Below are 13610 nucleotides of genomic sequence, written 5' to 3' on the forward strand. Positions count from 1 at the left end.
TAAAATGAATAGGTGTAGTACGTGAGAACTTCTTATTATATGATAAGCCAGTATATGTCTTGTTGATTTTTAGAATCATTTGAATGTACGTTTAGTTTATGTTAATTTAAATATAGATTCAATTTTCTTTTTAACTTCTGTTAAACATTCAAGGGCCGTTTCGCGGTTCAGACTTAGACACTGGTATGTGTCTATGATTCTGATTGCGAAATGGCTCTTTTTATATATAATCATTTATTTGGATGGAGATCATGACAATGAATGTGTTTTGGAATTCAAAAAATATGGTAAAGGAGTGGAGACCGAGAGGTATGAGGAAGGCGCGGCCATGGCCGCGCCTTAGCGAAGACAATTGTCTTCGCTAAGTAATTAAACGTGGATATAACGGTTGCTCTCCACGCTAAATATGGAGCGACAGGCTTAGGCTTAAATTTGAGGTTTACAGATACATATGGAATAAAGGATTGACACCTTATGAAGTACGGTGCATTGGCAGCGCAACTTAAAGTGAAACATGCCTGTTTGTTTTGATTGAAATTGTTTGTGTAGAGAACAATATTGAAATTGGATTGAGAAAGTTACAAATGGTAATACATAGACAAGCTTAAATCTTTAGAAAGGGACTGTAAGCTGGTGTTCAAAGAAGAAAGACTATAAACAAACATGGTCAAGGTATAAAAGTCTTTGTGAATCGATCTATGAGCATGAAGGATGCAAGGATATGAATAGAAAGCATCTCCTATTCATATCCAGAATTTATTTAATCAACAGTTATATTTGGCAGTTCGTGCAGAATAAGTAATTCATTTGACTCCAGAGCATTTAAATCTAATGAATACTATTTTAAAAATTAAGGAATTTATGTGCATTAAAAATATTTGGAGGAAATGTTAGTTTATATATTAAAAAATCATAAACAAGTAAAATATGCAAATTATGGGGGAATCAAGGATTTAGGAGAGTTTATAAGCAAGTAGTAGATGTCATAAATATAATCTATGTAGAATTAGGGCATGGTAAAAGAAGAATTGATTTAACATGAGTCTATTTAACATGCTAAGATAGAGGAGTTATAACAGTTGTAACGAATATAGAAATAAAAAGGAGGTTATGACTATTATGATTCCTATAATTTATGAAAATGTATCCCAAGTTGCTAAAAGATTAAAAGTATCACCATCTACAGTGAAAAAATATTATTTGCTAATCGAGAGTTATAACTGTTATGCCTTTAAAAGGGATGAAAGAGAACGAATTATCTTTGATGACTACGATATTAGTTTGTTACAAAGGTTAGTAGAATTAAAAAATATGCCACAAGTTACATTGGAAGAGGCTTGTAAACAGCTCTTAAAAGAAGAGGGATTGACAGTTAAGAATGCGGATATGACTGTTATAACTCCTGATACTGAGGATTTAAAGGTATTATTAAGAGAATTAAAAGATACTGTAGAGTTACAGCAAAAACACTTACAGAATCAAAATGAACAAATAACTAAGTTAACGGGTTTAATGGAGTCACAACAAAAAATGCTGGATCATTCGAATTCTGCAGAAAAACAACAAATCAATGATCGTGATAAAGCTGTTATGACTGTTATACGAGAGTTACAGGAAGTGAAGCAGATGTTTGCAGCGAGTAATGAAAAGAAATGGTATCAATTTTGGAAATGATACCATTTCTTTTCATGATAGTATACAGTGAAATTTATTTGGTTATGCATTCCTAGCACTAGTTCATCGAGGATATAAATTTAATCTTTTATATTCCTGATGAGCTAGTGTTAGTTGTATTGTAGTTCACTTATTAAATTTAATTAATGTAATAGTAATGCCAGCGATGAATGTGACAACTTAAGTGAAAAAAGAATTTAGGAGCTAGTTTTGTTTTAAAACTAGCAACAATGTAATCATCAAATATAAAATTAAATTGTGTAAACAATTGAGGGAATTTGTCGATATTTATATTTCTGAACGGATTTTTAAGTTTTTTTATTTCTTTAATATATGGATGAACTTGCTATCGTATGGTTTTAATTTTTTTACTTAGTCCAATCATACATAAGGTTGTTGTCTCTCGTTTTTTGAATGAACTAAAGCTAATCAACAAACAAAGGCACAGGATTAACCTGAAACCTTTGTTTGTTGTGATGCAGCTTTTTTTTGTAACAAACGATCCATAGCAAGTGAGTTAACATCTTGATTTTTAGATATGTTATTTATTCCACCAGTTAGAATCTCTTTTGCTAATTCTGATTTTTTGAATAATAGCTGTAGCATATGCTCATCATAAGAATCACTCATAATGTAGTAATACATTGTAATATTACTAAAATTATTGCCGGTACGATCGATGCGTCCGTTACGTTGTTCTAATTCAGTTGCGGTATAGGGCAAATCAAAATGAACCATATAGTTAGCAACCTGCAAGTTTAGGCCGGTACTTCCGGCACGCGTGCTTATGAAAAATCGAGTATGAGGATCCTCACGGAATCTTTCAATTACAGTATTTTTTTCCCTATCAGATATCTGTCCAGTGTATAGAACTGATTGGGGTAGGGACTCATATATAATGCGGGCCATACGCTCATATTCAGTAAAGATAACTACCTTAGAATTAGGTTCGTCATTTAATAATTGCTTTGTAAAGGTTTTTAATTGCTCTAATTTTGGTGATTTTTCTATCTCCTTAGAAGAAAGACCTAGCTCTGAAATTACTTTATGAGACATTTGCGAAGCTTCTTCATGTACCAATAATTGTGGAGTATCACAAGATTCAATTAAGAATGTTTGTAAACCTTGGATGATTCCATCGTAATATTCTTTTGCTTGTTGTACGTTCATAAGATTCCCGTTAATAACTTTAGTACCAGATCCAAAAGAACGCAATGAATCTTTTACTTCCTCTATCTTTATTAATAAATGTTTCTGAATACGTTCTTGAGCATCAGTCATTTCTAAGAAGACGTGAGAGTGTTGTACTTTTGGAAGCTGTTGTTGAATTTCAGGCATTTCTTTTGTTCTTCGTATGAAATTAGGAGCGATTCTATAATAAAGTTCGCCTAAATTAAAACTGCCAGTAATACCAAAACGTGTAGTGTATTTACAGTAACGTTCACGGAATACTTCCCAGGAGCCAAGTATGTCATCATTAATAAAACTAAATAAACTCCATATCTCTTCAGCTTTAGATTGTACTGGTGTGGCAGTTGCGATAAAACGATAAGGAATATGTTTCAATTCATAGCAAGCTTTTGCATTTAACGAAGGTTCAATATTTAAATACTTATCTGTAACACCTGATTTGATTTTTTGTGCTTCATCTAAAGCTACAATATCAAATGGGATTTCTTTGATAAGCTTCATATATTGAGGGTTTCTTAATGTTTCGTAATTCACCACTAAGTATCTAATATCAGAACGAGATGCAAAACCTTTAATGGATTTCTTACGCTTGGCAGGGCTGCCGTATACAGCTATTGCTTCTTCGCCGGTAAACTTATATATTTCCTTAGTCCATTGTCTTTTCAATGAATTTAAAGTAACAATTAGTGCACGCCGAGCTTTATTTCTATTAAATAATATTTGACAGGCTCCTATAATTTGAGGCGTTTTCAGTCATGTTATCGTAAGGTTTATTATCCTTACTTCTAGTCCATTATAGACTAGCTCGGCATATCTTTTCACCTTCGTCATTACACGGTAAGGTGGTGCGGCCTCGTGGCGGGATTATATCTTTTCACCCGCTATGCTCTGCCCCTGACCATGGTTTCCATAGCCTTCGGTTCGGATTGCCCTGTCGTATAGAGGGAGGGCTTCTCCGCTTAATTCCGCACTTATAATTCATTCAATTTCTTGGATGAACGGCAATATCTATAATTTGTTAGTACTTTTCATATTTACGTAGAGGATATACTATTGCATCAGTAGATAAACGATTCAATAGTGATGGTACCTGTGTAGTACCTAAATATCTAATTTCATAAGATGCATTTTGTCCTATTTTGTTAGGATATTTCAGACTTTACACTTTAGTATAAAGAGGTTCTATTTTTCTCTACTATGTTAGAAGAATTTATGGTGGAATGTTCTAACTGGTATTTTTTAACATGTTCATGCTGGCGTTATACCACATGATAAGAACAAATTATAGATTTTTTTACCAAGTCCTACGCCATCAAATATAGCAGCTCTTCCTCTGTCGGCTAAATAATGTGATCCTACTTTTTGGTATGGATAGGGTTTCAATGACCATGTCTTGAAATCATTATCATCTTCCTCCCAAGAAAGATGTTTATTGACAAGCTCATGATTCATATCACAGTCTTTAATAAGCTCTTTTAAAGGCTGATCCCATATAATTTGATTACTAAAATGTAATAGTAAATCACCGATTGATTCTTTTCTGAACATCCATTCACCAGTTTTGGAATTGAATATTCGTCCTTCAATAAAACGGATTTTTTCTAATGTATAATCAAATGTTTCTTGTGTATCTAATATCTTTACATAGATATTTCCATACTGTTCACGAACTTGAATCATGTAATCACTCCTTTCCAAGAAGGTTACTAATTATATAGAACTAATTATACATGAAATAAATCATAAAATATATATTATGCTCTATAACACTTCAATAGGTATAATCTTTTAACCGATGGTTACTAAAAAAGAAACTTTAAAATGAATTGCAATATCAAGAGAACTACAAAAAGTTAGTTGATTCTGTCTAATTTATTCAATGAGAACACGGAAAATCAATATAACAATAGAATATGGGATTATTAAGAAAGAATTTGTTGTTTTAAATATGTCCGGCAGATTAAATCATGAATATCTCAGATATTATATATTAAATCCTAGGTGTATTTAAGGGGGATAATTTATATAATTTCGAATTATGGTTAATTATTTATCTTATTAAATGGATAATAAGAATATAAATAAATTCAAAATGTATTTTCTATGAATAAGTGTTTATACTTTGTATTTTCATAATAAATATAAAATATAAAGTGTATAAAAATAATCCGATTAAAATATTGAACATTTTGTGACATTTTTAGGGTAAGGTAGATTTTCCCCAGGTTTAAATGGTCTATAATAATAATGAGATGTGTTTTTCTTACAATAATTTTTTTGTAAGGTTTAACCTTTCATGAAAAAGTTTGTTCACACTTTTGGAATATAATCCTCCAAAAAAATATTCTTGTTCCAAAATTGCAAACAAACATGTGACACCAACAGATAACATTTTGTGGCTTGGCGGTGTTATATTTCAAGTTGATAAGTATATATACACCATGTGCTTCATTCTAGATGGCACGATGGGACGGGTCTGCTCTTTTTTAGCAAGTAAAAATCCGCCAGTTTTCCTTTTAAAATTGCTATACATTTAAGGGAAGTATCAAAAGTCATGGGTTGAAGGTTAGTTATAAAGTATTATATGAACAAATAATATTTCACTTAGACATGTAATCACCCTACAAGAAGTGCTAAAAACAAGTGTATGTGCCCGTATCAAAGATTCAACAGATATTTATTTTGGAAATACCATCATAACCATCATAACGATCATAACGATCATAACCATCATAACGATCATAACCATCATAACTATCTAATGCGTTTTGGAATTTTAAGTTTATTTTTGTATAAAATACTAAACATTTATACTTAAAATACTTTATACTTTCTATTTTCATAAAAAATAGAAAGTATAAACATGATAAATAGTTGAATTTGAATAAAAAGAAAGAGCCCACATTTAAGTGCTCTTTCTTTTTATTCGTCTTATTTAATTTCAAAAGCTGGTGTGATACTTTTAATAATATTTTCTTCAACACCAGCACCTTGTAATTTTTCTATTAAGAAGCTAAACACTGTCTTAGCATTTTTAATAGCAACTAAGGCGTCTTCTGCTAATAATTCTTCAAAAAATGGATAACGAACATTCGTAGCATAATCATCAAGATCAACACATTCTGATAGTAATGTATCAAATGTGGGGTCATATTCAGCACATATCTTATTTAACTTTAAAAGGCTATGTGTTTTCTGTATATTACCACCATTAAAAGCAATGAATCCTTTTAATAGTTTTTCAACACATTGTTGGCAATGATAACAAATAATAGATGATGGAAAAGGCTTCATATTTGTCAGGAAATTTGCTGAATCTAAATCAGATTTAGCGATAGTAAACCACTCTTTAGTATCTTCAATGTTTTTCATATAGAATTTTCCCTTCTTCTGCAATTTTATATTCCATTGTGACATTTCTAGAAGCACGTTCATTAAACTCATCTGGACCATAAATAAGTAAATCAACGGGTGTATTTAAAACATCGTAAATATTGTGTTTTATATTTTTAGAAACTTCTCTTTTACGTTTTCCAACACCATCAACCACAACACATAAATCAAAATCACTATCTTGTGTTGGCGTTCCATAGGCATGACTACCAAAAAGAATAATTTTTCTAACAGATGATGTAGATTCACGTATTTTACCAACTAATTGATCTAATTCTTGCTTCACATTTTCTTTCATTGATATCACTCCTTGTAGTGAACGATCTATTTACACTTATTATACATACAAACTACATATCCTTGTTATTTAAAAGATATTGAATACAAATAATTAATGAAAGACAAGCTCCATACATAAATGAGTTTTTAACTATATACGAAAATATAAAGTAGCATATGTTCGTGAAGGGCATTTTGTTGATTCGAATATTTCATATTTTAAACACTGTTTCAAGTACTAAGGTTTGAAATGAGTATGGCTTGTGTTAGGTTTCTTGAAATTTTTATTGCGACAATAAGAAAAAGGATTAGATAGAGTATATAAGGAGAGTGGGCTTTACTTGTAGTTTGTAGGAGCAACTAACATACATTTGATTAATATTCACATTAACAATTTTAGGAAACATTGTGTTTTAGTTGGATTAATGTTGGGACATGTTATTACGATGATAAAAAAACATTTTTATAATAAATAGTAAATATAAAATATATTAATAAAAAATATAAAGCTATTTATTATTAAAATTGTAAATGGGAATATTAGAAGTAGCTAAGTAGAAGCTGTCATATGACGATTAAAATATTGGATTTTCTAATAGTATGCAATAAAAAGCAAACATATCTTAGTGATACCTTACATGTCCTTCTATAATAGAAGTAGTATACTTTTCTTTTAGAATTTTTTAGTGGTAAGGTATTCTAAGGTAGACATAGAACTGATAGGTATCTTTTGTCCTTTTTTGATTTTTGTTTACTGCATGTTTTTTAATTTTGATCACTTTATTGAATGGCATTACATTATCTCGGTCTCGTGTTTATCTCTAATTTTAAAGAGGATCCAGATAAATTTATACGAGAAAATTTGTGTAATTTGGATGTAATAACACAGCAAAGATATCTGATACAAGTAAAATTGAAAGAATCATATGCTTATAAAAATCTAATATGAGTACTACATCCTTATCCATAAGAGGTATAGAAAGAACAGTTTTATATAATAAAGGATATGTAATTGGGATATATAACATGAAAAAAATGTATTTTAAAGAATTTTTTATTATCTTTAAAATATTGCAAGGCATTACAAAGTGTGGTATATTTATCTCAAGGGGCGTTCGTAATTTTAGCTATAAACTTGATATAATAATTAATTAGCCCCGTGTACTGCAATATGTTTAACTTCTTTAAAAAGAATCATTTATAGTTTTGGTACATTTTTGCACCGTTATGTGGGGGAGTGTAGCGGTAATACAAGAGACTATAATTATTCTCTTATCGACGGTTCAATCCCATCGGCCCATTCCAAAAAATAACCGTGAATTGCACTGAAACGAAAACTTATAATTATTTTGTTTCACGGTTTTTACTTAAGATGTCCCACGATAAATAAGATAAAAAAATCTTTTTATACTTATCCTATCATATTTTAGTATGATAATTATCTGAATTAATTTGGGGATTTTGTTCCAAACAAGTTAGAGATTTTAATGATTAAAGGATATCCACTTTAGGATATACATAAATAGTTTTTTGTAAACGAAAATAGGAAAATTTGGACCTTTAGCTCAGCTGGTCAGAGCAGATGGCTCATAACCGTCAGGTCGTAGGTTCGAACCCTACAAGGTCCACCATATGATCGTGTAGCTGAAAAGGGATATAGCACGACTGTAATTTATCTGCGATTATTTACAGTCGAGGTTACAAGTTCGAATCTTGTCACGATCCCCAAATTACTAGTAACTTCTTTAATCTTTTTCCGTATTGTAGAGTGGTATCGAGGAATAGATATTCTCTCTACAACATGTTTGGTATAGCTTAATAAGTAGAGCGAATGATGTAAGCATGCAGTCATTTATGGTGTTGGTGCAATTCCAACTACTGAGCACATAGAACAGTTGGAGTGATAGCGGTTTTATTAACCTATAATACAGGCATAGTAGTTTTGCAATTGTTAAAGAGGTTATCCTCCTTATCCTAAAAGATATGAATTGTTGTAACATCTCCTTTTCACTTCATATCTTTTAGGGTGTGGAGTATCACGCTCAATCCCTGCACTTTATTGTAATTGTTTTAGATAGTCAAAAATCGTATATCAATTTCCGCATTGTAAGAGTTTATAACACAAGAAAAAGCACTGGTTTATACTGGTGCTTTTTTTGTATGTTCTTGTCTAAATAGCAAGGACGAAATATATTGTCAGTTTGTCCATAATGTAGTAATATTGCACATAGGAAACAAAGTGTACATTTAATACTTTTTGTGCACAATGTATACATTAGGTATAAGTATATAAAAGACAATGTTCTGGAGGCTATATAAAATGAAAACTCAATTAGTAAGTAGGAAGACAAAGAAAAATCAACCTGTTTTAGTTGGTTTAGATGTAGGGTTTGGGGCAACAAAATACATATCAAATGTACACCCATACTTAACAGCGCTTCCAAGTGCGGTAGTACCTGGAAAATATAAAACGTCCAATAAAATTGTAGGTTCAAAAGAGGTTGATCTTGAAAATCTAGTAGTGGTAACAGAAGAAGGCACATTTACTGTTGGTCAATTAGCTTTAAAAGTTCCGAATACAACTACAAAACGTACAGTAGTTAGAGATAGAGCAAATGATGTATTTAGTAAAGTATTATTTCAAACAGGACTAGGAATGGCTGTTCCTCATGAGTCAGGAGAATATGATGTATTTCTAGTAACAGGGTTACCAAATAAAGACTTTGAATTATCAATTAAAGATAATTTAGAAGAATTCTTAAATAAACCATTCACAATTACATTCCCTGTAAATGGTGGAAATGAAATTAAAAAAACAATTAATGTAATTGGTTTAGAAATCATGCGTCAACCAGAAGGTGCTGTTACATACAATCAGTTTACTTTTAGTCAAGAAGAATTTTTAGTTCCAAGTGAGAATGCAAAAAACTTTATTGGTATTATTGACTGTGGGCATTTTACAACAGATTATGCATTATTCCGTGATGGTGTAATTATGGAAGATTCTATTACAAGTAATTCAACGGTTGCAGTGAATGATGTGTACAAGCGACTGCGCAAGGTTTTAACAATTAAGTTTGATAAGCTAGGATACACTGAATATCAAGCGGAAGAGGAAGACTTAGACAATGCTGTATTGACGGGAAAAGTAGAATATGTTGAAGCGCATGATGTTTCTGAAGAAGTTGGAGATTGTGTAAAAACAGTTGCTAAAATTATTGCAAAGGATATTCTAGATGCATGGGGTAACGAGACAAACCGTGTACAAACTATTCTTCTTTCTGGTGGGGGATCGGCATTATTCTCAGAGGCACTTAAACAAGAATTTACTGAACGTAAGAAGCGTGGATTTGAAGTACTTGATGTCGCACAATTTAGCAACGTATTAGGTTATTATATGTATGGTTGCATAGCTTTAACTGATGAAAAAGAACAAAGCGAAGTGTTCATGGAATTTGTAGAACCTGTGTTTGGAGAAGAAGAGGTTGCGGAGACAGAATAATGGCAGCAGAAAAATTAGTTGCACGAATCAGAAAAGATGATCACCTAATACGTGAACACTTCGATAAGATTAAAACAAGTGATCATCCATATGAGATTAGAAGATTGCTTGAGAAAGCGATTAAAATAGAGCAAGAAGAGCAGGAATTAATTGAAAAAGTGAAAAAACAACTAGAACTGGATGCTGAATAGCGTCCAGTTTTTTTTATGCTCTTGTATGCGAATGTAGATATATGAAGAAAATTAGTACAATTAGAATGTGGAGATACTGCACCACCTCACACAGGACCGTTGGGTATTGACAGGAGGATTGAGCTGAGTATCTCCTTTTTGTGCTATTTAAATAAAGAAGGATTATTAGGGAGTGTGGAACTACCTCGTAGATAGACAAAGTACGTTTTGTAGGCAGTATAGGCTATCCCATAAAGTATAAAAAGTCATCGTTATTATTTGGGGAGTGAACAATTCTAATTTTTTAAATAGTGCGTAACAGCGTAGTTGTTTTACATAAAAGATTGGTATGGAGGTTGATAAAAATGTCTAGTGTTCAAGGAGGTTCTGATACAAATCATGGACTTCGAAATAACGTGGTGGTAAGAAAGTTTAAAAAGGCAGGAAGAATAGGTGGTATTGCTTATGGTACATATTCTCGTATGAAAGCTGGGGACTCTGCCTCTGTAGCTTTAGGCAAAACTATCTTATCGAAAGCGGCTTTATCTCTTATTCCAGGTGCTGCTATAACAGTTAATACTGTCAAGGCTATCAGGACTGTACCAAAGATATTTAATAAACTAGATGCAACGATAGGAGCAATAGATAGTAAAAAAAGTCAATTTGGGGGGGGATTCAAACAATCTGAATCACAAGTGGCTATGATGCAAGTAGACCTATCAAACATGCAAAATGCAAGAAATCATTTGGTTAAAAGTATGGCAAACCATGCAGCTGGAGCTCAAAAAGTATATTGAAAAATTAGTAAAGAAGTGCGCCTAGATAATAATTAATTATGTAGAAAAATAGGGTAAGAGGCTTTGAAAAAAGAGTGGATAAAAAATAAAAATGTTATACATAGTTTTAAAAGTTTTCATTGGTTGTAGAGGTATTGTTTTACTAGATTAATTTATGGAAAGGAAGATCTAAGCTGTCAAATCTATATTTAGCGAGTAAGCAGTCTTATAAAGAAACAGTATATGAAAATATAATCGAATCAATGGTCGTAGGTGCTGCCGATAAGTGGAGACAAAATAGAATTAAAAGAATTGATACGATTTATAGAAAGAGTCCTATTAAATTAGAGAGTAGTTATATTAGTATGATGAATAGTACAAGTATTAATAATCCTAAAGTAGACATGTTATTAGAAGAAGATCATGATGTTCAAATTCCTATACATGTACATTCTATAAACATAATGTTCTATATCGAAAAAATTTATAAAAAAATTTTTGGTGGAGGATGGAAAGGAAAAGCAAGATCAGTATTAGCGGATGGAAAATTGGGTGTTAGTACGGCTGTTTTGTGTGAATAATTATGTTGAGTTTATTGGGGACAGCAGCAGCCATTCATATAGCACCTAATTTAGCGATGAAGGCAGTTAAAAGTACAAAAACTGGTCAGAAGGCTTTAGCAGCAACGTTTGGAGCGGGTGTTGATATGGGGCGTAAAGGCCAGAAGTTACAACACACCGTAAAAGATTTTATGGAATATGGTATAGGTCCAGAAAGCCTTGTTGAGTATGAAATGGGCCAGAGTGTTGGCCATAGACTACAAGGTCTGCCTGAGCACGTACAGACAGAAGCTTTAAAGATATTTAGGGAGCAAGTTAAAGAACAATTTTCAAGTTTAACAGATATTCAGAAGCAAGAATTAGATAAAACTCCATATATTAATACCTTAATACATTATGCGGAGGGAAAAGATGATGGGAAATTAAAGGATGCTTTAATGAAATTATCTATACCAGAATCAGAAGAGAAAAAGCTTCGACATCATGTCACAAACATGGGTATATTAGGGGGGGTTGGGATGGTAGAACCACATGCTTTAATGCAGCCAGCTATTAGTGCTGCACGTAAATATACAGCCCAAAGTGCATATGGAAAAAAATTCATGAAAAATAGCTTTAAAAAGGGCCTACAAGGAAAAATGACACCTAAGTTGGGTCAAGTTGCGACTGATATGCTAATATCTCCTGCTGCATTAGATGCAATGAGAGTAGGAAGTACCTTGTCTAAGGCAAGATTAAATGCTTCCCCTCAGCTAAAAAGTAGTGTACCATATCAATTAATAGATAAGGTATGTAATGAAATAAGCGGTCTATAGGAGGATTCATAGATGAATAAAGATAAAAAAAGCCTGAAGGACACAAAAATTGGGAAACGCGTTGTTAGACAAGCAGAATTAGCTTATGCAAGAGGATTAGGATATGTTGCTGCAGCAATAGTTAACGAGAGAATTAATCAAGTACTAAAAGAAAAAAATCTCAAATAAACTTATATGAGTGAAGGGATAAAATGCATATTAGATTAGTAAGGGATTTTTCATATTAATGATTAGATAATAATAAATTAGTCAACATAGGAATTAATGTATTACTAAAAACGAAATTGTAAATGTATCAATGGGAAAATGGGATGATATAGAAGAGTGACATAGTGTGAGTATATTTAAATCACTTCTACAGCTCATTGTATCGTTGATTTTATTGGGGATATATTCGCTAATGTAGTAAGGATTATTGCTATATAACCATGAGGCATAAGATTGAAATGCTTTACAATTATATTTATGAATAGAATTTAATATGGTTTAGAATTAATTAATAGATTGCTCAGTTGCTAAATTCACACTTAGCTAATTCTATATACATAAGAATATATGTACTCTAAATATAGTTTATGTTTATTGTAGTAGCAGTTTTAGTGAAATTTTAAATATTACTTGCATTTTGGATGAGATTCAATCAGAAGAAAGGCATTACTTAATAAGAATAATGATTATCAATTAATACGAGAAAAAGCATTTGGTGAGAATTGAGACGTATATAAGAATTAAAACATATAAAAGTAATATGATTAAAGGCGGAATAAATGTTGGTTCATCTATTTTAAAGGTAAAAATTCTGCAAAGTGAAGGGGATTTATGAAAAAAATTTAGGAGGTGTAACCTATGAACGAAGTAAAGAATAATGTATTTGAACAATGTCAGAAGAGTATTGAACAGGCCGGTGCTATTGAATTAGCAGTTAAAGAAATATTTGAGAAAAAAGTCGAATTTGGAATGGGTGTTGGATTACGTTTGTTAGAAGAAGGATGCGATATTCAGCGTCAATCAAAAGAGAAAATATTAGGTTCCGCAATTCGGTTAGTAAAAAATAAGCCAGAAAAGTATCTTGCTACAGTTCAAGAGAACAAAGTTATATCCTATCGCACTTTAACGACAGAAGAATTATTGGCAAAAGATTGGAAGGTTGTAAAAATACCTAAGTAAAAAATATTTTGAAATGCCTGATATAATGCGTTGGACCCCTTTTGGGTGGAAGATAAAATAACCCAGTATCCTGTTTTATTTGG

General features: G+C 31.7%; 12 protein-coding genes and 2 tRNA genes. 10 read left to right on the forward strand and 4 right to left on the reverse strand.

Features of this window, described 5'->3' with window-relative positions; genetic code table 11:
- The first annotated feature begins 1119 nt into the window (after positions 1 to 1119).
- The gene (locus BCG9842_RS28410) at positions 1120 to 1674 is read left to right on the forward strand and encodes a DUF3967 domain-containing protein (protein WP_000612291.1); all 555 of its coding nucleotides are present in this window, start codon (positions 1120 to 1122) and stop codon (positions 1672 to 1674) included.
- Positions 1675 to 2124: 450 nt separating this feature from the next.
- Here the strand turns inward: BCG9842_RS28410 and BCG9842_RS28415 are convergent, their stop codons facing one another.
- The 4 genes from BCG9842_RS28415 to BCG9842_RS28435 form a co-directional block, all read right to left on the reverse strand.
- Positions 2125 to 3618, reverse strand: a complete 1494-nt coding sequence (locus BCG9842_RS28415) for a DEAD/DEAH box helicase (protein ID WP_255804796.1) — start codon at positions 3616 to 3618, stop codon at positions 2125 to 2127.
- Positions 3619 to 4113: 495 nt separating this feature from the next.
- Positions 4114 to 4545: a hypothetical protein gene (locus BCG9842_RS28420; protein ID WP_000616908.1), complete on the reverse strand. Its 432-nt coding sequence runs from the start codon at positions 4543 to 4545 to the stop codon at positions 4114 to 4116.
- Positions 4546 to 5796: 1251 nt separating this feature from the next.
- Positions 5797 to 6237, reverse strand: a complete 441-nt coding sequence (locus BCG9842_RS28430; protein ID WP_000789090.1) for a HEPN domain-containing protein — start codon at positions 6235 to 6237, stop codon at positions 5797 to 5799.
- A complete protein-coding gene (locus BCG9842_RS28435; RefSeq protein WP_000662515.1) occupies positions 6224 to 6556 on the reverse strand; it encodes a nucleotidyltransferase domain-containing protein in 333 nt (110 codons plus the stop codon). Before BCG9842_RS28435 ends, BCG9842_RS28430 begins: the two co-directional genes overlap by 14 nt.
- A gap of 1535 nt (positions 6557 to 8091) precedes the next feature.
- Between BCG9842_RS28435 and BCG9842_RS28440 the strand changes: the two genes are divergently transcribed.
- The 9 genes from BCG9842_RS28440 (at position 8092) to BCG9842_RS28475 (ending at position 13527) form a co-directional block, all read left to right on the forward strand.
- A tRNA-Ile gene (locus tag BCG9842_RS28440) sits at positions 8092 to 8168 on the forward strand.
- A gap of 3 nt (positions 8169 to 8171) precedes the next feature.
- Positions 8172 to 8265, forward strand: a tRNA-OTHER gene (locus tag BCG9842_RS28445).
- 592 nt (positions 8266 to 8857) lie between these two features.
- Positions 8858 to 10039 (forward strand): ParM/StbA family protein, encoded by a 1182-nt coding sequence (locus tag BCG9842_RS28450; RefSeq protein ID WP_000856968.1) that lies wholly within the window; start codon positions 8858 to 8860, stop codon positions 10037 to 10039.
- On the forward strand, positions 10039 to 10230 hold the full coding sequence (locus BCG9842_RS28455) for a hypothetical protein (protein ID WP_000718622.1): 192 nt from the start codon (positions 10039 to 10041) through the stop codon (positions 10228 to 10230). The genes BCG9842_RS28450 and BCG9842_RS28455 overlap by 1 nt, the downstream gene beginning before the upstream one ends.
- A 344-nt stretch (positions 10231 to 10574) precedes the next feature.
- The gene (locus tag BCG9842_RS28460) at positions 10575 to 11006 is read left to right on the forward strand and encodes a hypothetical protein (protein ID WP_000100114.1); all 432 of its coding nucleotides are present in this window, start codon (positions 10575 to 10577) and stop codon (positions 11004 to 11006) included.
- 344 nt (positions 11007 to 11350) lie between these two features.
- The gene (locus BCG9842_RS28465) at positions 11351 to 11566 is read left to right on the forward strand and encodes a hypothetical protein (protein ID WP_141541674.1); all 216 of its coding nucleotides are present in this window, start codon (positions 11351 to 11353) and stop codon (positions 11564 to 11566) included.
- Between the two features lie 2 nt (positions 11567 to 11568).
- Positions 11569 to 12360, forward strand: coding sequence for a hypothetical protein (locus BCG9842_RS28470; protein ID WP_000949931.1), 792 nt, complete (start codon positions 11569 to 11571; stop codon positions 12358 to 12360).
- Between the two features lie 12 nt (positions 12361 to 12372).
- Positions 12373 to 12528 (forward strand): hypothetical protein, encoded by a 156-nt coding sequence (locus BCG9842_RS31115; protein ID WP_012614828.1) that lies wholly within the window; start codon positions 12373 to 12375, stop codon positions 12526 to 12528.
- A 678-nt stretch (positions 12529 to 13206) separates the two neighbouring features.
- Complete coding sequence (locus tag BCG9842_RS28475; RefSeq protein WP_001006592.1) at positions 13207 to 13527, forward strand: hypothetical protein; 321 nt, start codon at positions 13207 to 13209, stop codon at positions 13525 to 13527.
- Positions 13528 to 13610: the final 83 nt, after the last annotated feature.

It is taken from the genome of Bacillus cereus G9842 (genome assembly GCF_000021305.1).
GTDB classification, from domain to species: Bacteria; Bacillota; Bacilli; order Bacillales; family Bacillaceae_G; genus Bacillus_A; species Bacillus_A thuringiensis_S.

What these genes read in the sequence shown, in the direction of transcription:
- BCG9842_RS28430 (WP_000789090.1), bottom strand. Translation starts at nt 6,237, where the DNA reads ATGAAAAACATTGAAGATACTAAAGAGTGGTTTACTATCGCTAAATCT.
- BCG9842_RS31115 (WP_012614828.1), top strand. Translation starts at nt 12,373, where the DNA reads ATGAATAAAGATAAAAAAAGCCTGAAGGACACAAAAATTGGGAAACGC.
- BCG9842_RS28450 (WP_000856968.1), top strand. Translation starts at nt 8,858, where the DNA reads ATGAAAACTCAATTAGTAAGTAGGAAGACAAAGAAAAATCAACCTGTT.
- BCG9842_RS28410 (WP_000612291.1), top strand. Translation starts at nt 1,120, where the DNA reads ATGATTCCTATAATTTATGAAAATGTATCCCAAGTTGCTAAAAGATTA.
- BCG9842_RS28475 (WP_001006592.1), top strand. Translation starts at nt 13,207, where the DNA reads ATGAACGAAGTAAAGAATAATGTATTTGAACAATGTCAGAAGAGTATT.
- BCG9842_RS28435 (WP_000662515.1), bottom strand. Translation starts at nt 6,556, where the DNA reads ATGAAAGAAAATGTGAAGCAAGAATTAGATCAATTAGTTGGTAAAATA.
- BCG9842_RS28470 (WP_000949931.1), top strand. Translation starts at nt 11,569, where the DNA reads ATGTTGAGTTTATTGGGGACAGCAGCAGCCATTCATATAGCACCTAAT.
- BCG9842_RS28455 (WP_000718622.1), top strand. Translation starts at nt 10,039, where the DNA reads ATGGCAGCAGAAAAATTAGTTGCACGAATCAGAAAAGATGATCACCTA.
- BCG9842_RS28420 (WP_000616908.1), bottom strand. Translation starts at nt 4,545, where the DNA reads ATGATTCAAGTTCGTGAACAGTATGGAAATATCTATGTAAAGATATTA.
- BCG9842_RS28460 (WP_000100114.1), top strand. Translation starts at nt 10,575, where the DNA reads ATGTCTAGTGTTCAAGGAGGTTCTGATACAAATCATGGACTTCGAAAT.
- BCG9842_RS28465 (WP_141541674.1), top strand. Translation starts at nt 11,351, where the DNA reads ATGATGAATAGTACAAGTATTAATAATCCTAAAGTAGACATGTTATTA.